Source organism: Marinobacter sp. EhC06, assembly GCF_001650915.1.
Lineage (GTDB): Bacteria > Pseudomonadota > Gammaproteobacteria > Pseudomonadales > Oleiphilaceae > Marinobacter.
The window spans coordinates 133,860-156,264 of the sequence record NZ_LXYO01000037.1 but is presented as its reverse complement, the minus strand read 5'-3'; the positions used below and the strand labels follow the sequence as shown (position 1 = coordinate 156,264).

Sequence of the window (22,405 nt, the reverse complement as noted above, 5' to 3'; positions counted from 1 at the left end):
ATGTACGAAGCCCATTTCGGACTGCAGGAAGCACCGTTCGCATTGACGCCCAACACCCGCTATTTTCTGCGGGCGCCCAGCCATGGCGATGCACTGGAACTGTTGCTGGTGGCATTGAAAGAGCGGGAGGGCTTTATCAAGATCTCCGGAGAAGTCGGCACAGGCAAAACCCTGTTGTGCCGGCTGTTGCTCAATGAACTCGAGCAGATCGCTCACACCGCCTATATTCCCAATCCCCAACTTACCCCGGATACCCTTTATGAAGCGGTGGCCGAAGAGCTGGGTGTGGATATGTCCGGATGCGCCAATGCCCATCAGGTTCTCAAGGCCATCAACGAACGGTTGATTGCCCACGCCATGGAGCAGAAGCCGGTTGTCCTGGTGATCGATGAGGCCCAGGCAATGCCGGAGGAGACCATTGAGGCGTTGCGCCTGCTCACGAACCTCGAGACCGAGAGTGTCCGGCTGCTGCAGGTGGTCCTGTTTGGCCAACCCGAGCTGGATGTCTTGCTCCGGAAGCAGAGCCTGCGCCAACTGAACCAGCGCATCACGTTCCACTACCGTCTTGCTCCGCTGGACCGCAACTCGGTTGCCCAATATCTGCGCCATCGCCTGGCCCAGGCCGGTTACAACGGCGCCGATCTGTTTGCTCCGGCTGCGCTTCGGCTGATCACCCGGGCCTCCGGCGGTATTCCAAGGCTGGTTAATATTCTTGCTCACAAATCCATGCTCGCCGCATGGGGCAGGGGCGACCGTCTTATTGAGCGAGGCCATGCCCTGCAGGCTATCCGCGATACCGAGAGCGTCCGTTCCCCGGGCCTGATCGGGAGGTGGTTATGAGCCTCCTGAACGATGCCCTGCGTGCCGCAGAACAGCGACAGAATCGGCCGGAGGTGGCTGCGGCCTATGTCGGCCATTCGCAGCGACCGGGTAACCGTCGCTATGGATTATGGATACTGGTACTGCTCGCGGCGGTCTTGATCGGCGCCTCAGTGTTCTGGTTCATAACTCGGGACAGTGGTGAAGCAATGCCGGCCGAGGTAAGCACCAGGCCAGCATCTGAAACCGTTTCAGAGCCGAACACCGGTGGGAATGCCGTGAGCGGGAACGTCCCGGTTGATTCGCAACCGGCGGACGTCAGGCAAGTCGCCGAGGAGCCAGTGGCTTCCCCGGTCGGGAATGAGCCGGTCAGCGAACCGCCACCGGCTCCCGAGCCCGACACTGCGGCCCCGCCTGAACCAAAAGCTCAGGAAGTGGCCCAGAAAGTGGCCCAGGAAGTGACCCAGGAAAGGGGCAGGCTGCGTGAGCCGGAGCCAAAGCCCGAACCGGTGAGAGTCGAGGCTACCGATCCGGAAACCCCCGCCAGTAAGCCGGTGGTGGCAGAGAACCAGTCAGCGCAGGATGCCGAGGCGCCAACGCCTTCGGTGAAGCAGGTACGTGAGACGCCGGAAGCCATCGACCGTCGAGTCAGCCGGGAGTTGTCGTCACTACTCCGAAGCGGCGAAAACCGGGAAGCTGAGCAGCGGTTGCAGGAACTGGCCGCCACCCAGGCCGCGACGGCCAGCCGGGAAGTCTTTGCCCGTCAGATGCTGGTGCAGGGAATGCCGGACCGGGCATTGGCGTGGCTTCCGTTATCAGTGACCGACAGCGATGCCGGGCTGCGACTTCTCAGGGCGCGGGCACTCCACGCCAAGGGCAGCCTGCCCGACGCGCTCGCCATCCTTGAGAGCAATGTGCCCACTGTAAACCAGAACGCGGAGTATCGGGTAACTCTGGCGACCCTGCTGCAGCAGGCAGGCCGCAATACCGACGCCGCCAGGCATTGGTCGGCTCTCATTGCCGAGGACGACAGCCGTGCAGCCTGGTGGGTGGGCCTGGCCATTGCCCTGGAGACGGGGGGCGAGATCAACAGTGCGGTCCGGGCCTACAGCCAGGCCGCACAGCTACCCGGGCTTTCGCCGTCCCTGGCGGATTATGTTCGTGAACGACTGAAAGCGTTGCAGGCGGGATGATGACGACAGAGCCGAAAAAGAAAGTCCGGTTAGGCGACCTGCTGGTTCAGAATGATGTCATTACTGAACAGCAGTTGATGACCGCCCTGCGCGAGCAGAAAAGCACCGGACGCAAGCTTGGCAAGACGCTGACGGATCTTGGCTACGTGGACGAGGACAGCCTGCTCAATATCCTGTCCCGTCAGCTCGATGTGCCTTTCGTGCAGTTGCGCCACTATCAGTTCAACAACGAGCTGGTAAAAAAACTCCCGGAAGCCATGGCCCGTCGGTTCCGCAGTATTGTGCTGGCGGAGCATGGCGGCGAATTGCTGGTGGGCATGGCCGACCCCCTGGACATCTTTGCCTACGATGAGCTGGTCCGCATTCTCAAGCAGCCCATCAAACAGGCGGTGGTGCGGGAAAGCGAGCTGCTGAGCACCCTGGATCTGGTATACCGGCGGACCGATGAGATCGCGTCCCTGGCGGAGGAGCTGGAAGACGAACTGGGCGACGATGCCTTCGATCTGGCGGATCTGTCCGCCGAATCTGAAAGCGCTGAGGCGCCGGTGGTCAAGCTTCTGCAAACACTGTTCGAGGACGCCGTTCAGGCCCGCAGTTCGGACATTCACATCGAGCCGGACGAAACAGTGGTCCGCATCCGGCAGCGGGTGGATGGCGTGCTTCAGGAACAGGTAATGAAGGAGAAGCGGGTCAATGCCGCGCTGGTCCTGCGCCTGAAGCTGATGGCCGGCCTGAATATCTCCGAGAAGAGGATGCCCCAGGATGGGCGCTTCAACGTCCGGGTGAAGGGCCGCAGTATCGACGTGCGGGTGTCCACCATGCCGGTTCAATACGGCGAATCGGTGGTGATGCGTCTGCTGGACCAGAGCCAGGGCATGCTGAACCTCGACGGCACCGGGATGCCGGGTCAGTTGCTGGAACGGTTCCGCAGGATGATCAAAAAGCCCCACGGCATGATTCTCGTTACCGGTCCTACCGGTAGTGGTAAAACCACCACGCTCTATGGTGCCCTCACGGAACTGAACCGCCCTGAAGTGAAGATCATCACTGCCGAGGACCCGGTGGAATACCGACTGCCCCGGATTACCCAGGTACAGGTGAACCCGAAGATCGGTCTGGAGTTCGCCAATGTTCTCAGGGCCGCCCTGCGACAGGACCCGGACGTGATCCTGGTGGGCGAGATGCGGGATCGCGAGACCGTGGAAATTGGCCTGCGGGCGGCCATGACTGGCCACCTGGTGCTCTCCACCCTGCACACCAACGACTCCATCAGCAGCGCCATGCGGCTGATCGATATGGGCGCGGAACCCTTTCTGGTGGCCAGCTCCCTGCTCGGTGTTGTTGCTCAGCGTCTGGTACGGCGGGTCTGTGATAACTGCGCCGAGGCCTACGCGCCCACTGAGCAGGAGTTGGTCTGGCTGCGCAGCTTTGATCTGGATCCCCTGGATATGGAAGCCGGGTTCGTGCATGGCCGAGGTTGCTACCAGTGCAGCAACACGGGCTACAAGGGCCGGATTGGCGTTTACGAAATGCTCGAAATGAACGAGGCCATGCTTGATGCCCTGCGTCGCCAGGATGTCTCGGAGTTCACTAAAGCGGCCCGCCTGAGCCCTCTGTACCGGCCGCTGGGGCAATGCGCCATGGACTTTGCGTTACAGGGCACCACCACGCTGGAAGAAGTGGCAAGGGTGGCAGCAACCTCAGAAGGCGAATTCTCGCCAGACGATGAGATTCCCTTGCCAGATGAACCTGTTGGGGGAGGCGCCTGATGCAGTTCAGCTACCGGGGCAAAGATGATCGTGGCAGTGTCCAGCAGGGTTTGCTGGGCGCTCCCAATGCCGATGCCGCTGCCACTGAGCTGATGCGCCGGGGTATTACCCCGCTTTCTATCCGGGAGGTTGAGGAAACAGAGTCGGTTGTTGATCGACTGAACCGGCTACCGATCTTCCGTAAGAAGGTCACCCTTGATGAATTGATAGTGTTCTGCCGACAGATGCATGCGCTGACCAAGGCTGGCATCCCCCTGATCCGAACCATGCGCGGCCTGGCGGAGACCACCCGCTCACCGGTGTTGGCGGAAGTGCTGGAGGATGTGACCACCCGGCTTGAAGGCGGCACAACCATGGCGACGGCGATGCAGGCGCACCCGAAGGTTTTCTCGGAGCTGTTCATCGCCATGATCCACGTGGGTGAGAACACCGGGATGCTGGACGACGCTTTCCGGCGCCTGTCAGAAATCCTTGAGCTGGAGCGGGACACCAAGCGGCGCCTCAAACAGGCCATGCGTTACCCGACCTTCGTCATCATTGCCCTGTTATCGGCTTTGATGATCGTGAACTTTCTGGTTATCCCGAAATTCGCTGCGGTGTTCAACAAGCTGGGGGCGGACCTGCCGTTCCTGACACAGGTCCTGGTGGGTACTTCCAATTTCCTCCTGGCCTACTGGTACGTGATGCTGTTCGCCGTTGCCGCTGGCGGCCTGTTGCTGCGGCAGTGGAAACAGTCGGAACAGGGCCGGCTTACCTGGGATCGTTACAAGCTCAGGTTGCCGATTATCGGACCGTTGCTGGAATTGATCACGCTCAGTCGGTTCGCGAGGAACTTTGCTACCATGCTGTCCGCCGGCATGCCCGTAACAACCGCGTTAACCGTGGTGGCTGACACAACGGATAACGCCTGGATCTCGATTCATATTAAAGATATGCGCGCCGGCATCGAGCGGGGCGAGAGCCTTCTCAGAACAGCCAGACACAGCGAAATGTTCACCCCGCTGATTCTGCAGATGATTGCGGTGGGGGAGGAAACCGGTTCTGTGGACGACATGCTCAACAACGTGGCGGATTTTTACGATGAGGATGTGGATTACGGCCTCAAAAGGTTGGCGGAGTCGATTGAACCGATACTGATTGTGGCCATGGGCATCCTGGTATTGATTCTGGCACTGGGCGTGTTCCTCCCGATCTGGGACCTGGGGGCCGCCGCCATGGGGCGGGGCTGAGTGCCAGCGGCACGGATTTCAGACGCCACCGGACTGGCGATGTCGCGCAGGTTCCGCTTGGCGGCAGTGCTGGCCGTTCTTGGAGTGCTCTGGTGGTTTTTGCTCGGCGTGCTGGAACGGGAAGCCCGAAACGCCGAAGAACGGGCCGCCAACATGGTAATCAGTCAGCTGAGATCGGCCCTGGTGATCAAGGGCGCAGAAGTGATGCTGAGCCGTGACGGCCGTCTTGCCGAGCACCGGGGTATCAACCCGTTTGAACTGGTGGAACACCAGTGGGGCAATTACGGAGGGCGATGCCAGCCCGAACAACTGACCCCAGCAACTTGGTGTTTCCGGGTTGGCGAACAAAAAGAGACAGAAAACGGGCCCAAAGGCTGGTTAATTTATAACCCGGGGCAGCCGATAACCATAGACAGTCGGCAAGCCAATGAAGAGCAGCCTCTGGCCTGGACAGTGACAACGGAATTTGCAGACCGCAACGGGAATGGTGCGCGGGAGCAGGAAGAACGGCTGACGGGGCTAAAACTGGCCCCGGTGTCGTTGACAGAAGAAGCAGCGCAAACGCAGGATGCGCAACGCTGACCAGACGGATGAAGAAACCGTAAAGAGGCCGATGCTATGAAGCGGGATACGAGAACGAAAAAACAGCAGGGTTTCACCCTCATTGAGCTGGTGGTTGTCATTGCCATACTTGCGATTTTGGCAGCGTTTGCATTGCCACGATTTGCTCAGCTTTCCGAGCAGGCGCATCAGTCCAGTATTCGGGCAACTGCGGGGGCTCTGGCAGCGGGTGTTGCATTGGCAAAAACCCAGTGGGTATCCAACGGCTTCACCGCTGCGGAAACGAGTGTGGTGGGCTTTGGTAACGACAATGTGGATGTCAGTGATGATGGCTGGCCGACCTCCGTTGCCTCAGACGATACCAGCCCCACGATGGATGCCACCAAGTGCGAGGAAGTCTGGCTGGGTGTTCTGCAATCCAATGCCCCCACTGTGAACGGCACCAATCCCGAATACGCGATTTCGATCACGGGTGGAAACTGTGTATTCACTTATCAAGCCGACAACCAGGGCAGCACCATTGCTTATGATGCTGATACTGGCGAAATAACCACAACCATCAACTGATAAACCTCAAAGCCAATTGGCGATAAAAACGGAGTAATACCATGAAAGCGATGACAGCCATTGCGGCAAGAAAAGAAAAAGGTTTCACCCTGATCGAGCTGGTCATGGTGATTGTAATTCTGGGAATTTTGGCGGCGTTTGCTTTGCCGCGGTTTGCGGATTTTGGTGGCGATGCTGAGTCGGCCACTCGGCAAGGTATATTAGGAGCCATGAAGTCCGCTAGCTCAATAACACGGGCAGCGTGTTTGGCGAGCTCAACTTGTGATCAAACAGCGGCTACTTCTTCAGTAGCGTTGGATGGCGCGAGCGTAAATCTTGAGTTTGGTTATCCTGCTCCGTCCGCCGGTGGGATTACATCTGCTGCACAAATTGATGTTTCCAATGCGCCTGCTTACACCGCAACGGCTGGTGGTACTCCGGGAACAGCAACGTTCACGATCGATAGTGATTGTACTGTAATCTATACGGCGGCTGCGGATGCATCTACGCCCCCCACATATACCGGCGACGATACCTGTAGCTAAAGCACGATAGGCAAATGCTTCGGTAGCCTGGGTCTTTTCAGATTGGGGCTCGCCTTAAGTATTTGAGAGGGGTGGCTGAGCTGTGAATCCTGCCAGAGGAGCAATGATGGAGGTCAGCGTTCCGAGATTATCGGGATTTACCCTGGTAGAGCTGGTAATGGTCATCATCCTGATCGGAGTCCTCTCCGCTGTGGGCATTGGCCTGTTCGCCAGCCGCTCGGCCTTCTCCCCCTTGCTGGCTACCCAGCAACTTGCCTCCGCCACGCTGCTTGCTCAACAGGCAGCTCTGGCGGGGAATCCCGCCAACACCCTCACTATCGAGCAGGGTGGAGATAGTTTCCGATTTATCGTGGGTGCCGGTTCCGGCAATCCACGTACTTTCGAGATAGCCCGAGAGGGCACCAGCCTTTCAGCACCGGGCGGGTTGCCATTGACGCTGACCTTTGACAGCAAAGGAGCGCCTTCAACCGGCACCAATCTGCAGTTTACTTTTTCGGGCGACAGTACCTTCCAGACGTGTCTCAGTTCATTGGGCGCGGTATACGCCGGGAGCTGCCAGTCATGAGGTCTACTCAAACCGGCGCAACCCTGGTGGAGCTGGTGATCACAATCGTGATTATCAGTGTGGCCATTGCCGGTGTGGTTGGTGCGTTCGCGCTCATCACTGGGCGCAGCGCGGATCCGCTGAATCAGACCCGCGCGGTTAAGCTCGCCCAGCTCTACATGGATGAGATTCTGACCCAGAAATACGATGATCAGACGCCCCAGGGCGGATTTCCCAAGTTTTCGGGGGCCTGTTCCATTGGTCCGGAAGGTTCCGAGGGCCGAGCCACTTTTGACGATGTTGATGATTACGACGGTCTTACCGGGGCGCCATCGACAGCCACAGGTTCTGCGCTGAGTGGCTATTCCGGTTTCTCCATCTCGATCGCTGTTACCTGCGCTGGAACGGAAGTTGGCTTGCCCACAGATGAAGCCAAGCGGATTGATCTCGAGATCACCGCCCCGGGCAACCAGACTTTTTCATTCACCGCATACCGGGCCAACTTCTGATGCATCGGTATCGCGGTTTTACCCTCGTTGAACTTGTCATAGTGATCGTATTGCTGGCCATTGTGGCCACGATCTCGGTCCGCTTTGTCAGTCTGTCCACGCAGGGTGCACTGGATGTCAGCTCCCGGCAACAGCGTTCGCTGGCGGGTGTGGTGATCAGCGAGCAGATCAGTCGCGAGGTTCGGGAGGCACTGCCAACATCAATCAGAACCAATTCAAGTGGCAACTGCCTTGAGTGGATGCCTATCCTGGCCGCCTCCAACTATCTCGATCTTCCCCGGGGTGCAAATCCGGATTCATTTCAGGCTGTCCCACTGCCAGCCGGAGCATCTGCCTCTGGGCGGGTGGTGGTGTATGGCTACGGGTCAGACGTATACAGCCCGGGCAGTCCCGGGCCGATCTCGCCACTGGCGACTATGCCCTCCGGTGCTTCGCCAGTGACCGTTACCTTCGATTCGGGGGCAACACACCGTTTTTCGGCGCAGTCGCCGGAGCGCCGATTTTATATTGTGGGCGAGCCGGTTTCTGTTTGTCAGGTAGGGGTGTATCTGTATCGCTACCGGAACTACGGTATCAACGCCTCACCCGCATCGGGCCTGCCGTCGAGCTATCCGGATCGGGAAGTCATGGCCGCGACACTGGCCAACAACTCGCTGAATTTCCAGGTAACGCCGCCAAGCCTGCAGCGAGGCGCGGTGGTGTCGTTCGACTTTGTGCTGGCGGATCCGGATTCTGGTGAGACTACCGATATCAGCCAGGAGGTTCAGATTCGCAATGTACCCTGAACCTCGCAATCTGGTTAATCAGGGCGGCGCTGGTCTGCCCGTTGCCTTGTTCATTATCACCGTCCTGGCTCTTCTGGTGATTGGTATGGCTCAACTGCAGCAGGCCAGCGGTGACTCTGTCAGCCTGCAGATTCAGTCCCAGAGGGCATTCTATGCAGCCGAGAGCGGCGCGCAGGTGGCCGTGAGGGATGTGCTTGAGGCGGGTAATTGCAGTGCTTTGACAACGCCCCTGTCCTTTTCCGCATCAGCGCTCAATGGTTGCAGCGCTGTGCTGAGCTGTGAATCCGTTACAGAGAACATCAGTGGCCCCGGTGGCAACACGGTTTTTTCGATTGCCAGTACGGGGCAGTGTGGAAGCGGACCTGATCGGGCTGTCCGGACAATTGAGGTGCGTGTCAGATGAAGTGGACCAGAACCGACCGCCCAATTTCCCGTTTATTCTTTCTACTGGGTTTACTGGCCTGGACAACAGTTTCTGAGGCCGCCTGGTTTGACCCTGACTGGAATTACCGCAAGGCGATCCAGATCCAGGCCAGCCAGGTGGTGGGTGATCAGTCAGATTTCACCGTTATGTTCAGGGCAATAGACTCAGATCTGGCCAGCTCCGCACAAGCAGACGGCGATGACATTGTTTTCGCCCTTGAGGATGGAACCAAACTTGACCATGAGCTGGAGCGCTATGATGGAAATACCGGTGAGCTGGTGGCGTGGATCCGGATTCCAACCCTGCCAGCATCCGCCAATTCCAGTTTCTACCTTTATTACGGCAACCCATCGGCGGGAAACCAGGAGAGTCCGGCAGGCACTTGGGACAACGACTTTCAGATGGTTCACCACCTGGAAGAGTCAGGGGACCGGCAAACCACGTTAGAAGACTCGACCGCCAACCTGAATAATGGAGATCTGCTAGGGCAGGGCAACAACTACCCGACGTACCTCAATAATGGCATTGTCGCCGGTGCAAGAGCGCATCCGGGGCAGTTCGCTAACGGACAATCTGAAGATCCGGCGGTACGATTTTTCGATTTCGGTGACCCGGGGCTTTCAACGAGTTTCACTGCCGAAGCCTGGGCAAGGGTATCCGGCAACCAGTCAGGAAGCGATCATCACCCGATTCTCTGGAAAGGTAATGTTATTGGCTGGGGTGCCAACTACTTTTTTCGAATTGCCGTCAGGCAGAACAACGGTATTACGTGGGGCGTGACCTGCGGCAACACCGAGGCCTGGTTCGATGGCGGTAGTGCAAGTACCGGGTGGGCTCACTACGCCATCAGTTTCGACGGAACCACCACTCGTGCTTACATTAACGGGCAACAGGTTGCATCCGATAACGACTGTGCAGGCAGAACCCTCAACGTAACGTCTCAGCCCTATAGATCTGGTTATGGCATCGTTCAGGGCAACGGTGAAACCATTCTGAATGGCGACGTTGATGAGGTCCGAATCTCTTCACTGCCCCGCTCTGGTGGCTGGTTGAGAACCCACTACAACAACCTCTCTGATCCGGGAGCCTTTTTTGTTGTAGGTAATGAAGAGACGGGCGGGTTCTGCAGAACAGTGACGGCCCTTTTCTGCGACGATTTCGAGCGCGGCTCCCTTGGCCCCGATTGGTCTGTGGTGACAGCGTCCGGCGGTGATGCCGGCATCAGTGCGCAAACCAGCAAGAGTCCCGTACGTTCTCTGTATACCTCCAGCGGCTTTGCCGAGGTTACGCTTGCGCCTATCGATCTTTCCGGGCTGACATCGGGCACCGTCGCTTATTGGTGGAGGCGGGGTGATGATGCTTTCAGTGAAGATCCGGATGGCGGTGAAGACCTTCGGATCGAGTATCTTGATGATGCCGGCAATTGGGAACCGATTGATCGATATCCCGGTAACGGGACAAATGGCGAGTCCGGTGACGTCGTCTTCACACTGCCGCCCGATGCATTTCACAGTGATTTCCGGATACGTTTTGTTCAGGAATCAGGCAATAGTGGTAACTTCGATTTCTGGCACATTGATGATGTTGTCATTGACGGCAGCTCCTCCCCATTGACTTGCGCAGGCGATACCTTTGGTACTGGCACTCTGTCGCCGGATGACTGGATCACCAATGTTTCCAGCGGCAGCTTTACACCCGGTGTTGTCAACGGTCGTCTCCGTATGACAGAGGCCTCCGGGAACCAGGCGACAGCCGCAACGTTCCAGAATCTGATTCCGGGAGCGGACAACTATGTGAGACTTGAGTTCGACTATTTTGCGTACGGCGGCAATGGTGCTGATGGTCTGACGATTGTGCTGTCGGATGCCTCTGTTACCCCTCAGCCCGGGAGCTTCGGGGGCTCGCTTGGATACGCCCAGCGCAACAATGGCGATCCCGGTTTCGCGGGCGGTTGGCTCGGGATTGGTCTGGACGAATTCGGAAACTTTTCCAACGCCACTGAAGGGCGCGTGGGTGGTATCGGTTTTGTTCGGGACGCAGTCGCAATCCGTGGTGCCGCCCAGAGTAATTACCAATACCTCGGAGGGACCGGCTCCCTGAACCCGGGGATTGACCAGCCCGGTAATAATCCGACACCTCACCGCTATCGGATTATTGTTGACTCGAGAGGCGGTGTTGGTCCGATTGTCTCCGTCGAGAGGGATGTTTCAGGAACAGGCAACAACTTTCAACAGCTTGTTCAACTGGACCTGAGCAGTTTTCCGAATCAACCGGTGACCCCTCAGAATTTCTATCTTTCGTTGACTGGCTCAACGGGTGGTTCCACCAATATCCATGAGCTCGACAATTTGCAGCTTTGTGCAGAAAAGCTGAATCCCGTCGGGAAGTTGGTTGATCACTTCGAGTTTGTGCATGATGGCACAGCACTGACCTGTCAGCCGGAAACAGTAACGGTCAGGGCCTGTGAAAATGCCGATTGCAGCGTGCTTTTCACGGACCCGGTGGACGTGACATTAAGCCCTTCGGGATGGGTTGGTGGTGACAGCTTCGCATTCAGTGGCGGCCAGGCTACCCGCCAACTGCAGATCACGACGGCGGGAACGGCGAGCCTGGCCATTGCATCCTCAAATCCTTCAACGAAGGCCTTTACCCAGACTCTCTGTGATAATGGAGGCGGCAGCGTTTCCGCCGCCGCTTGCGATCTACCTTTCCTTGATGCGGGTCTGGCCTTTGATATACCAGACCTGATTTCTCACCAACCAGCGACCTCAATCCAGATAAGCGCCGTGCGCCGGGATAACCAGACTGGCGCCTGCGTTCCGGCGTTTGAAAATGTGCAGCGGGAGGTGAATTTCTGGTCGACCTATGTTGATCCGGGACCGACCGGTCGTCCCGAGAGTCGTCCGGTGTTCGTTGAAAATACGGCGGTTGGATCCGGCCAGTCGAACGCCACGCCGATCAGCCTTCAGTTCGGTGCTGGCGGTATTGCAGAGGTGGATGTTCTCTACCCCGATGCAGGCCTGATAAATCTCGACGCCGTCTATCTCGGTTCAGCAGCAACCAACGATGACGGTTTGCAAATGCCGGGAGCAGACAGCTTTGTCAGTGTTCCAGCCGGCTTCTGTGTTACATCGGCGGGTGATTGTCCGGCCGGAGACTCGACCTGTCCTGCATTCAGGAAAGCCGGACAGTCGTTTGATCTCTCGATTACCGCTGTAGGCTGGGAGCAGGGTGGTGATGGTGACCTGTGCCAGGGTAATCCGGTCACGCCGAACTTCCGATTACTGGATATTCCGTTGTCCACTACGCTGGTTCAACCTGCTGGCGGGGCATCCGGTTCCGTATCGCCGGTCAGCTATTCCCATACGAGGTCCTCATCGGCAGAAGAAATTGTGGGAACAGAGGTCTCGGAGGTCGGTGTCTTCCGTTTTGAGGCTTCTCCCGTGCCGGGAAGCTATCTGGGGCGAGATGTCCCCGGTGGGAGTAGTCTGCCGATCGGACGCTTTTATCCTGATCGTTTTCGCGTATCCGTCGACCCCGGCGAGTTTGAAGCGCAGTGCTCGACAGGCTCTCCTTTTGTTTACACCGGAGAGACCTTTGACTGGCTGGTCACGCCGTCGTTGACCATTGAGCCGCTTTCTGTGCAGGGAACTCGCACCCTGAACTACACATTCACTGGCTTCCAGAAGCTTGTGGCATCTGATATCAACCGCTTGTATCCAACCTCCGACACTGCAGCCGTCGACAGGGCTGGCGCTTTTATGGCGCTCTCTCCAACCGAGTTTGGCGGCAGCCTCACAGCTCCGGTGTCTTCTCTGGGCTCCGGATTGATGCGTTATGATTTCTCTGCGTCTGACAGCTTCGCGTATAACAAAACCACTGATGCCCAGATTGCGCCATTCGTTCCCCAGCTTGAATTTTCTGTGACCAGCCTGGTTGACTCTGATGGTGTCGCGGCCGCCGCTGCTCCCTACCCGTTCACACCGGTGGCCGCGTTCGATATCCGGTTTGGCCGGTTCGCTCTGGAAAATGTCTACGGTCCTGAAAACATTGGATCGCTGGCAATGCCGTTCAGACTTGAATACTGGGACGGATCCCGTTTCATGACCCACGTGGACGATAGCTGCACAACCTGGAATACAGCTGATTTGACCAATTCGGCAAACCATCATTCGCTCAGTGCCAGTGCGCCTTCAAGCGGCCCCTTCTCCATGGGTGAGGCTGCGCCGCTGGAACTTGTGCCAAACGGAACCCGTGGAACCGATTCGTTGCTCTGGAATGTCGACGCCTGGTTGGAGTTTGATTGGAATGATGATGGCACTCTCGAAGATCCGGTTGGGCTGGCAACCTTCGGCGTCTATCGGGGCCACGACAGAGTGATCTACTGGCAGGAACGATAAAAAAGGGCAGGACCTGAGTCCTGCCCCAAAACATCAACGAACCCCGGCGGTTCGCCAATCGTCAGTCGTCTTCGTGCTCCGGATGATCCATCCCCAGTTCGTTGATCTTCCGGGTCAGCGTATTCCGCCCCCAACCCAGCAGAATCGAGGCATCACGGCGGCGGCCGCCGGTGTGCTTCAGGGCTGTCTCGATCATGATTTTCTCGAACTCCGGCACGGCCGTATCAAGAATGCCTTTCTTGCCCCGCTTGAGTTCCTGTTCGGCCCAGTTTTTAAGACCCTCCTGCCAGGTCGTTCCCGTGGTCGGAGTCTCCGCTTGGTGCAGCAGTTCCGGCGGCAGATCATCAATGTGGATCTCCCGGCCACTGGCCATTACGGTCAGCCAGCGGCAGGTGTTCTCCAACTGGCGGACGTTGCCCGGCCAGGGCAGGGTAGTAAGGTATTCTTCGGCCTCTTCTCGGAGGATCTTCGGCTCTACGGCCAGCTCTTTTGCGGCCCGTTTCAGGAAGTGCTGCATCAGGCGGGGGATGTCTTCCCGGCGCTCGGCCAGCTTGGGCAGGTGCACGCGAATAACGTTCAGGCGGTGGAAGAGGTCTTCCCGGAAGGTGCCCGCCTGCACCAGTTTTTCCAGATCCTGGTGTGTTGCGGCGATGATGCGTACGTCCACCTTGATAGGCGTCGTGCCACCCACCCGGTAGAACTCGCCATCGGCCAGAACCCGCAAAAGGCGGGTTTGGGTGTCGGCGGGCATATCACCGATTTCATCGAGGAACAGGGTGCCGCCGTTGGCCTGCTCGAAGCGGCCCTGGCGGGCGGCGCCTGCGCCGGTAAAGGCGCCTTTTTCGTGGCCAAACAGTTCGGATTCAATCAGGTCCTTTGGAATAGCAGCCATGTTCAGGGCAATGAATGGGTGGTTTGCCCTGGGGCTATGGTTGTGCAGTGCCTGGGCCACCAACTCCTTGCCCGTGCCGCTCTCGCCATTGATCAGAACGGTGATGTTGGAGTGGGAAAGCCGGCCAATTGCCCGGAAAACTTCCTGCATGGCTGGCGCTTCACCGATAATTTCGGCGTTACGCTGGGCCATTTCGGCCTGAGGCTCAGCACTGGCACGTTTTTCATGGCTGTGGGCAATGGCCCGTTTCACGAGCGCTACCGCATCATCCACATCGAACGGCTTGGGAAGGTACTCGAACGCGCCGGTCTGGTAGCTGGTCACCGCGCTTTCCAGATCCGAGTGTGCGGTCATGATGATCACGGGCACGTCCGGGTGAACGTCCACAATCTGGGAAAGCAGGGTGATGCCGTCGACCCCCGGCATCCGGATATCGCTTACGATGGCATCCGGCTGTTCGTGTTCCAGCCGCATCATGATGCTTTCACCACTGTCAAAAACTCGGGGCTGCATACCGGCCTGGTTAAGGGCGCGCTCCAGCACCCAGCGAATACTACGGTCGTCGTCTATGATCCAGACGTTTGCCGGTTGGCTCATGGGGTGTCCTCCAGAGGCAGGAAGATGATGAAGTCGGTTCGGCCTGGTTCGCTCTCGCATTCAACCAGTCCATGGTGTTGGCCGATGATGCTTTGGGTAATGGAGAGGCCCAGGCCGGTGCCGCTGGCACGGCCACTGATCATCGGATAGAAAATATTCTGTAGAAGCTCCGGCGGTATGCCGGGGCCGTTGTCGATAACGTCGACCCGGCACACCAGCCGATGGCGTCGGTTGCCAATGGTGAACTGACGCAGGGTGCGGGTGCGGAAGGTGATCGTAGGCGGTTCCTCGGAACTGTGGCCCGCCTGGTTTTCGAAGGCCGCTTCCATGGCGTTTCTTGCGATATTCAGGAACGCCTGGATCAGTTGCTCCTTGTCGCCCTTGAACTCTGGAATGCTGGGGTCGTAATCCCGTTCGAAATTCAGTCGTCCTTTGCTTTCTGCCTCAAGCAGGGTGCCCACTCGTTCGAGGATTTCATGAATGTTGGTCGGGGCCAGCTTCAGAGCCTTGTTCGGGCCCAGCATCCGGTCAACCAGGCTTCTGAGGCGGTCCGCCTCGTCAATGATGACCCGAGTGTATTCCCGCTGGTCTTCACTATTGAGTTCCCGGTCAAGAAGCTGCGCCGCACCCCTTATGCCCCCAAGGGGGTTCTTGATCTCGTGGGCCATGCCCCGGACCAGAATGCGGGTGGTCTCCTGCTGGGAAATGATGTCTTCCTCGCGGCTGATCCGCATCAGCCTGTCTCTCGGCTGGATCTCGATCAGGAGTTCTGTCGGCTCCAGGCTTATAGGCGTTACCGAATAATCAACCGTAAGTCGGGAGCCGCTTGTGAGAAGAAACTCGGCCTCTCTTCGGGTGTAGGACTGTCCGTTCCGGACGGCGGCAAACAGGGTTTTCAGTGCGTCTTCGGACTCCACCAGAATGTCCTGGAAGGGCTGGCCCTGGCTACGGGTCATGCTGGTTTCGAACAGGCTTTCGGCGGCCGGGTTGAGATACCGGATAGTCAGGCTATCTTCGAGTACCAGGACAGCCGTAGTCAGGCTGTCGAGAATGCTCTTGTATCCGTTTTGCTGGGCCGAAGGCAGTGCCATGCGTGAATCCCGTTGGTTCGACATAGTGTGACCTCCGGAGTTTTGCAAAAAGCGAACCACTTTGAGCCAGGTTCATGAATGAGTGGGCAAAGTGCGGGCAGACGGGCGTATTGGCGCTGAAAAGTGCCGTAAGCTGGTGCAAATGGCAAGAAAGCCTCTGATCAGTCCGGAAAATACGCCCCGTTGCTGATCAGAGTATGGCTTTTTCCTGGTGCGAGCGCACCAAAATAGTGCGGTCTATTTGATTGACTTGGCTAGTTCAGAGCGGAAGGGCGGTGAACCGTGAAGGTAATCGGTGAACCGGTTTTTACCTGAACCCCGTTTTCGTCCACGATATGCACTCGGGCTTCGTGGGTTCCACGGAAGACGTTATTGACGGTGATTGAGCCGGATGTGCTCTGCCCCACGGGCTGTCCGTCCAGCGTCACTTCGTATTTGTGGCCGGGCTGGAGGCCAGGTGTGCTGCGCACCTCGAACTGGACATCTCCGCTGCCACTGTGAAACGCCTGGTTGTTATCCGGATAGGCGAAAGAGACGCTGTCGTAAGCGGCGCCTTCTCGCTGCACTTCTTCGCGCAGCTTTTCGGTTTCCTGCACAACTTCTGGCTTGGGCAATGTGATGGTCGTGACCGGCTTGACCTGTACCGCTTCTGCGCCCTCACTGGGCTCGTCAGAATAGGTGACGTTGCCGTAGGCATCGACATTGCGGTAAACCTCAGCAGAGGCCGGAACCGCCAGAAAAAACAGAAGGCCGGTAACCAATCCAGACTTTGGATTCATAAGCTCACCTGTTATTGGGTTTCCTCGATTATCGGCGGCGCCCAGGGTCTTTTCAACGCCTGTAGCCCCGGATGTTGGTTACATATCGTTAAGGGCTGCAGGCACTGTGCTTTTGCTCACAAAAAAGCCCCGCACGAGGGCGGGGCTTGTCTGCTTGTCCTCTAGAGAGAGGTTTTAGCAGGAGTAGTACAGATCGAACTCGATCGGGTGAGTGGTCATGTTCAGTTTCTCGACTTCACCGCGCTTCAGATCCACATAGCCCGCGATCATGTCTTCAGTGAAGACGCCGCCGCGAGTCAGGAACTCGTGATCCGCTTCCAGGCAATCCAGGGCTTCGGACAGGGTTTCAGCTACTGTCGGAATGCTCAGGGCTTCTTCCTTCGGCAGGTCGTACAGATCCTTGTCCATGGCATCGCCCGGGTGGATCTTGTTCTGGATGCCGTCCAGGCCGGCCATCATCAGTGCTGCGAAGGCCAGGTACGGGTTGGCAGACGGGTCAGGGAAGCGAACTTCTATACGACGCGCCTTCGGACTGTTCACGTACGGGATACGGATAGAAGCAGAACGGTTACGGGCAGAGTAGGCCAGCATAACCGGCGCTTCGAAGCCCGGAACCAGACGCTTGTAAGAGTTGGTTGAGCTGTTGGTGAAGGCGTTGATGGCCTTGGCGTGCTTGATAACACCACCAATGTAGTACAGAGCGGCTTCGCTCAGGCCAGCGTAGCTGTCACCGGCAAACAGGTTCTTGCCGTCTTTGCTCAGGGACATGTGAACATGCATGCCGGAACCGTTGTCACCGACAACCGGCTTGGGCATGAAGGTCGCAGTCTTGCCATAGGCATGAGCGACGTTGTGGACGCAGTACTTCAGGATCTGAACTTCGTCAGCCTTCTTGGTGAGCGTGTTGGCGCCAACACCGATTTCACACTGGCCGGCGGTGCCCACTTCGTGGTGGTGTACTTCGATTTCCAGACCCATGGATTCCATGGCTGCACACATGGCGCCACGCAGGTCGTGAAGGCTGTCCACCGGCGGAACCGGGAAGTAGCCGCCTTTAACGCCCGGGCGGTGGCCGATGTTGTTGCGATCGAAATCTTCGCCGGAAACCCAGGCAGCTTCCTCAGAGTGGATGTGGTACATCGCGCCCTGCATGTCCACATTCCATTTAACAGAATCAAACACGAAGAATTCCGGCTCCGGACCAAACAGCGCGCCATCGGCGATGCCGGTGGACTTGAGGTATTCCTCTGCGCGACGGGCAACGGAGCGCGGGTCACGCTCATAACCCTGCATGGTAGAAGGTTCTACGATGTTGCAGGTGATGTTTACTGTGGTCTCTTCGGTGAACGGATCGAGTACAGAAGTCTCGTCGTCCGGCATCAGGATCATGTCGGATTCGTTGATGCCTTTCCAGCCCGCAATGGAGGAGCCGTCAAACATCTTGCCGTCTGCGAAAAAGTCTTCATCTACTTCGGTGGCAGGCAGTGTAACGTGCTGCTCTTTACCGCGGCTGTCAGTGAAGCGCAGGTCAACCCATTTGACTTCGTGTTCTTTGATCAAATCAACTGTCTTGGACATTGTGCATGCTCCGTAAGTTATACCGCACAGGCGGCTGTATTCATGTTCGTGGTGCCGGATCGCCCGGGTTAGCGGGTTCCGATCTGTTTCTCAGGTTCGCGCAGCTTAGCAAATGCCGTTGCGTCTTACCTGTAAATTTCGGCTGATTTCGATAAAGCAAGGCGCTTGCCAATTTTTAGGGCATGCTCCAGAACGGCGCAACTGCAAGGGTTTGGGGCATGTTTATGAGAAATCACTAGCTCTGGGGTGATCTCTTGCACTCAATTGGTGCACTGCATTGGTGCGTTTATCGGCTTTTCGCCCTAAATGGGTGCGGTTGCTTCCTAAAAAAGAATAGGCGTTTTTCTTCATATTAACGACACAGACTTTTCGCTATACTGCGCGCCGCTTCATTTTTTACCCTGCCATTTTCGGATCCCGGATCGGAAATCGCCATGCAGGGTGCCGGGCAGTCAGCTCCGGTGAATGAGTTCATTTTACGGATTTGAGACGGCATGTGCTGGGATTCCCCCTGCGAACGACCTTCTCAGGTCATTGAGTGCATGCCGCAGGAATATTTTTGTGATTGAAAAACTTCGTAATATCGCCATTATCGCCCACGTTGACCATGGTAAAACCACGCTTGTCGACCAGCTTTTGCGCCAGTCAGGCACTTTGGAGCGCAAAGAGCTCGATAGCGAGCGGGTCATGGATTCCAATGACCAGGAAAAAGAGCGGGGCATCACCATCCTGGCGAAGAACACCGCTTTGAAGTGGAATGGCTACGACATCAATATTGTAGACACACCGGGCCACGCTGATTTTGGTGGTGAGGTTGAGCGGGTCATGAGCATGGTGGACTGCGTGCTGCTGGTGGTTGATTCCATCGACGGCCCCATGCCCCAGACCCGTTTCGTTACCCAGAAGGCTTTTGCCGCGGGTCTGCGTCCGATCGTGGTGGTTAACAAGATCGACCGTCCCGGCGCCCGTCCGGACTGGGTTGTGGATCAGGTGTTTGACCTTTTTGATAACCTGGGCGCCACCGACGAGCAGCTGGACTTCCCGATTGTCTACGCCAGCGCCCTGAACGGCATTGCCGGAATGGATCACGAAAAGCTGGATGACAACATGGATGCCGTATTCCAGGCGATTGTTGATCATGTGCCGGCACCGAATGTTGATCCGGACGGCCCGTTCCAGATGCAGATTTCCCAGCTGGACTACAACAGCTTCCTCGGTGTGATCGGTATCGGCCGCATTATGAGGGGCAAGATCAAGACCAATTCGCCGGTAACCGCGATCGGCGCCAACGGCAAAAAGCGCAACGGCCGCATCCTCAAGATCATGGGGCATTCCGGTCTGCAGCGTGTTGAGGTTGATCAAGCCCAGGCTGGCGACATTGTATGCGTCAGCGGTATGGATGAGCTGTTCATTTCCGACACCCTTTGCGATCAGGCCAATGTTGAAGCGCTGCCGGCACTGACGGTGGATGAGCCGACTGTATCCATGACCTTCCAGGTCAACGATTCCCCCTTTGCGGGCAAGGAAGGCAAGTACGTTACCAGCCGGAACATCAAAGAGCGCCTGGAAAAAGAGCTGCTGCACAACGTTGCGCTGCGCGTCGAAGAGGGTGACTCCGCGGACAAGTTCAAGGTGTCCGGTCGTGGCGAATTGCACCTGTCAGTTCTGATCGAGAACATGCGCCGTGAGAACTTTGAGCTGGCCGTTGGCCGCCCGGAAGTGGTTATCAAGGAAGTGGATGGCGTAAAGCAGGAGCCGTACGAGAACGTCATCGTTGATATCGAGGAGCAGCACCAGGGTGCCGTCATGGAGCAAATGGGGCTGCGCAAGGGCGATCTGACCAACATGGTGCCGGATGGCAAGGGCCGGATGCGTCTGGACTACACCATTCCGGCACGTGGTTTGATTGGTTTCCGGAACACCTTCCTGACCATGACCTCAGGCACTGGAATCCTGACTTCGACCTTCAGCCACTACGGCCCGATCAAGGTTGGTGATGTAACCAGCCGCCAGAACGGTGTCATCGTGTCCATGGCTACGGGTACCGCGCTGACCTACTCGCTGGAAACCCTGCAGAGCCGCGGCAAGCTGTTCCTGGATCCGGGGCAGGAGATCTATGAAGGGCAGTTGTGTGGTATCCACAGCCGGGACAACGACCTGGTGGTTAACCCCACCAAGGCCAAAAAGCTCGACAACATGCGTGCCTCCGGCAAGGATGAAGTCATCGGCCTGGTACCGCCCATCAAGTTCACCCTTGAGCAGGCGCTAGAGTTCATTGACGATGATGAGTTGGTAGAAGTGACGCCGAAGTCGATCCGACTGCGGAAAAAGCTTCTGACCGAGAACGAGCGCAAGCGCGCCAGCAAGAAGTAACCTGCTGACTCTTTTGGAGTCTGATCAGAAAAGGGCCGGATGAATGATTCATCTGGCCCTTTTTTTATAGGCTTAAGCTAAACTCCGGGTAAATCCCCTGAACGGAGCGTTCCATGCTCACCCTGTATCCGGAAATCAAACCCAACGCCCAGCACCGTATTGCCGTTGATCCGCCCCACGAACTCTACATTGAGGAAAGCGGGAACCCTGACGGAATACCGGTTCTTGTCGTTCATGGTGGCCCGGGTGGTGGGTGCGAGGATTATCACCGGCGTTTTTTCGATGCTGAAAGATTCCGGATTATCCTCATGGATCAGCGGGGTGCCGGTCGGTCCACTCCGCTGGCAGAGCTTGAGGGCAACAGCACGGACAAGCTGGTTGAGGATATGGAGGCGGTACGTTCGTTCCTGGGTATCGACAAGTGGCTTCTGTTCGGTGGCAGTTGGGGATCGACCCTGAGTCTGGTTTATGCCCAGGCGCACCCGAATCGAGTCTCGGGGCTGGTTCTGCGTGGCATATTTCTCTGTCGTCCCCGTGATATTCAGTGGTTCTACCAGGAGGGTGCCAGCCGCGTTTTCCCGGATTACTGGTCTGATTTCGAGGCGCAAATTCCGGAAGCCGAGCGGGATAATATGGTGGCAGCCTATTACCGAAAATTGACCAGTACCAACGAGCTGGAACAAATCCAGGCGGCCAAGGCCTGGTCGGTCTGGGAGGGGCGATGCGCAACCCTGCATCCGAACCCCAGGGTGGTTGAGCACTTTGGCCATCCTCACGTTGCCATCGCGCTGGCCCGCATCGAATGCCACTATTTCATGAACTCCGCCTTTCTTGAGCCAGACCAGATCATTCGCGATGCCCATCGCCTGGCGGACATTCCTGGAGTTATTGTTCACGGACGGTACGATATGGTTTGCCCGCTGGACAATGCTCTGGCGCTCAGCAAGGCCTGGCCGGAGGCGGAATTCCAGATCATTCGCGATGCGGGCCACTCCGCGTCGGAGCCTGCCATAATCGATGCCCTCATCCGTGGTGTTGAGTCCGTTGTCGCCAAAACTGAGAAAAGTGCTGGCTGAATTGCGTTTTCGGGGTTGCGGCCGGTAACCGCCATGGATACACTCTTGCCCGATCTTAATTTTTGCCTGTTCAATCGTCCTCAAGGCAGTTGATGAAAGGATTGATCCAGCGAGTTTCGCAAGCCAGTGTTACCGTGGACGGTGAGCAGATAGCCTCGATCGACACAGGCCTTCTGCTGTTGCTGGGTGTCGAAAAAGGAGATAGCGAGCGCGAGGCAAGGGAACTTTGCCGAAAAATCCTCACTTACCGAGTGTTTCCCGATGACGCAGGGCGGATGAACCGCAGCCTGCTGGATATCGGTGGTTCCCTTCTTGTTGTTCCACAGTTTACTTTGGCGGCTGATACGTCATCTGGAACCAGGCCCGGTTTCTCCCTTGCAGCGGGCCCGGATGTCGCCAACCGGCTCTACGAATTGTTTGTGGCAGACGCAAGAACCCATTTGGGTTCGAACAAGGTGTGTGAAGGACGGTTTGGCGCGGATATGAAGGTTGGGTTGACGAATGACGGGCCTGTCACCTTCATGCTTGAGATCAAACAAAGGCGCGTATAGGTAGTTGCACTAGTATTGTGCGCGGCCCGTCATGCTGGACTGCAATGGTGCGAAAATGCCATGAGAGACGTTGGTTTTGTGCAGCTTGTTGGGGCTAAGGTGCTGTTAATAAAAGGTTAATGATAATCTGGCCTCGGATTTGAA

19 protein-coding genes are annotated in these 22,405 nt (G+C 57.3%); 15 read left to right on the top strand and 4 right to left on the bottom strand.

All coding sequences use genetic code 11. The features are described 5' to 3' along the window. From A8B84_RS20435 to A8B84_RS20380, 12 genes are all read left to right on the top strand, one after another. Entirely contained in the window at positions 1-840 is an 840-nt protein-coding gene (locus A8B84_RS20435; RefSeq protein ID WP_064230326.1) for an ExeA family protein, read from the top strand. Next, complete coding sequence (locus A8B84_RS20430; protein WP_064230325.1) at positions 837-2,012, top strand: tetratricopeptide repeat protein; 1,176 nt, start codon at positions 837-839, stop codon at positions 2,010-2,012. The genes A8B84_RS20435 and A8B84_RS20430 overlap by 4 nt, the downstream gene beginning before the upstream one ends. Beyond that, positions 2,012-3,781: a GspE/PulE family protein gene (locus A8B84_RS20425; RefSeq protein ID WP_064230324.1), complete on the top strand. Its 1,770-nt coding sequence runs from the start codon at positions 2,012-2,014 to the stop codon at positions 3,779-3,781. Before A8B84_RS20430 ends, A8B84_RS20425 begins: the two co-directional genes overlap by 1 nt. Beyond that, positions 3,781-5,010, top strand: a complete 1,230-nt coding sequence (locus A8B84_RS20420; protein ID WP_064230323.1) for a type II secretion system F family protein — start codon at positions 3,781-3,783, stop codon at positions 5,008-5,010. Before A8B84_RS20425 ends, A8B84_RS20420 begins: the two co-directional genes overlap by 1 nt. A 39-nt stretch (positions 5,011-5,049) precedes the next feature. Then, complete coding sequence (locus tag A8B84_RS20415) at positions 5,050-5,592, top strand: hypothetical protein (RefSeq protein ID WP_227512881.1); 543 nt, start codon at positions 5,050-5,052, stop codon at positions 5,590-5,592. 36 nt (positions 5,593-5,628) lie between these two features. Next, a complete protein-coding gene (locus A8B84_RS22010) occupies positions 5,629-6,138 on the top strand; it encodes a type II secretion system protein (RefSeq protein ID WP_064230321.1) in 510 nt (169 codons plus the stop codon). 41 nt (positions 6,139-6,179) lie between these two features. Next, entirely contained in the window at positions 6,180-6,662 is a 483-nt protein-coding gene (locus A8B84_RS22005) for a type II secretion system protein (RefSeq protein ID WP_064230320.1), read from the top strand. Positions 6,663-6,768: 106 nt separating this feature from the next. Next, positions 6,769-7,227, top strand: a complete 459-nt coding sequence (locus tag A8B84_RS20400; RefSeq protein ID WP_064230319.1) for a type II secretion system protein — start codon at positions 6,769-6,771, stop codon at positions 7,225-7,227. Next, positions 7,224-7,715 carry a prepilin-type N-terminal cleavage/methylation domain-containing protein gene (locus A8B84_RS20395; RefSeq protein ID WP_064230318.1) on the top strand — a complete coding sequence of 164 codons (492 nt, stop codon included), beginning with the start codon at positions 7,224-7,226 and terminating at the stop codon, positions 7,713-7,715. The genes A8B84_RS20400 and A8B84_RS20395 overlap by 4 nt, the downstream gene beginning before the upstream one ends. Then, the gene (locus A8B84_RS20390; RefSeq protein ID WP_064230317.1) at positions 7,715-8,500 is read left to right on the top strand and encodes a type II secretion system protein J; all 786 of its coding nucleotides are present in this window, start codon (positions 7,715-7,717) and stop codon (positions 8,498-8,500) included. Before A8B84_RS20395 ends, A8B84_RS20390 begins: the two co-directional genes overlap by 1 nt. Beyond that, a complete protein-coding gene (locus A8B84_RS20385; protein WP_064230316.1) occupies positions 8,490-8,903 on the top strand; it encodes a hypothetical protein in 414 nt (137 codons plus the stop codon). The genes A8B84_RS20390 and A8B84_RS20385 overlap by 11 nt, the downstream gene beginning before the upstream one ends. Then, positions 8,900-13,324 (top strand): DUF2341 domain-containing protein, encoded by a 4,425-nt coding sequence (locus tag A8B84_RS20380; protein ID WP_064230315.1) that lies wholly within the window; start codon positions 8,900-8,902, stop codon positions 13,322-13,324. The genes A8B84_RS20385 and A8B84_RS20380 overlap by 4 nt, the downstream gene beginning before the upstream one ends. A 61-nt stretch (positions 13,325-13,385) precedes the next feature. Here the strand turns inward: A8B84_RS20380 and ntrC are convergent, their stop codons facing one another. From ntrC to glnA, 4 genes are all read right to left on the bottom strand, one after another. Further along, entirely contained in the window at positions 13,386-14,813 is a 1,428-nt protein-coding gene (gene ntrC, locus A8B84_RS20375) for a nitrogen regulation protein NR(I) (RefSeq protein WP_064230314.1), read from the bottom strand. Beyond that, a complete protein-coding gene (gene glnL / locus A8B84_RS20370; protein ID WP_064230350.1) occupies positions 14,810-15,904 on the bottom strand; it encodes a nitrogen regulation protein NR(II) in 1,095 nt (364 codons plus the stop codon). Before glnL ends, ntrC begins: the two co-directional genes overlap by 4 nt. Before the next feature lie 254 nt (positions 15,905-16,158). Further along, positions 16,159-16,683 (bottom strand): DUF4124 domain-containing protein, encoded by a 525-nt coding sequence (locus A8B84_RS20365; protein WP_064230313.1) that lies wholly within the window; start codon positions 16,681-16,683, stop codon positions 16,159-16,161. Between the two features lie 174 nt (positions 16,684-16,857). Beyond that, positions 16,858-18,261, bottom strand: a complete 1,404-nt coding sequence (gene glnA, locus A8B84_RS20360; protein ID WP_064230312.1) for a glutamate--ammonia ligase — start codon at positions 18,259-18,261, stop codon at positions 16,858-16,860. Between the two features lie 561 nt (positions 18,262-18,822). Between glnA and typA the strand changes: the two genes are divergently transcribed. The 3 genes from typA to dtd all read left to right on the top strand — a co-directional run bounded on the left by typA (position 18,823) and on the right by dtd (position 22,261). Then, positions 18,823-20,634: a translational GTPase TypA gene (gene typA / locus A8B84_RS20355; RefSeq protein WP_064230311.1), complete on the top strand. Its 1,812-nt coding sequence runs from the start codon at positions 18,823-18,825 to the stop codon at positions 20,632-20,634. Between the two features lie 113 nt (positions 20,635-20,747). Continuing rightward, on the top strand, positions 20,748-21,710 hold the full coding sequence (gene pip / locus A8B84_RS20350; protein ID WP_064230310.1) for a prolyl aminopeptidase: 963 nt from the start codon (positions 20,748-20,750) through the stop codon (positions 21,708-21,710). A gap of 92 nt (positions 21,711-21,802) precedes the next feature. Beyond that, a complete protein-coding gene (gene dtd / locus A8B84_RS20345) occupies positions 21,803-22,261 on the top strand; it encodes a D-aminoacyl-tRNA deacylase (RefSeq protein WP_064230309.1) in 459 nt (152 codons plus the stop codon). Positions 22,262-22,405: the final 144 nt, after the last annotated feature.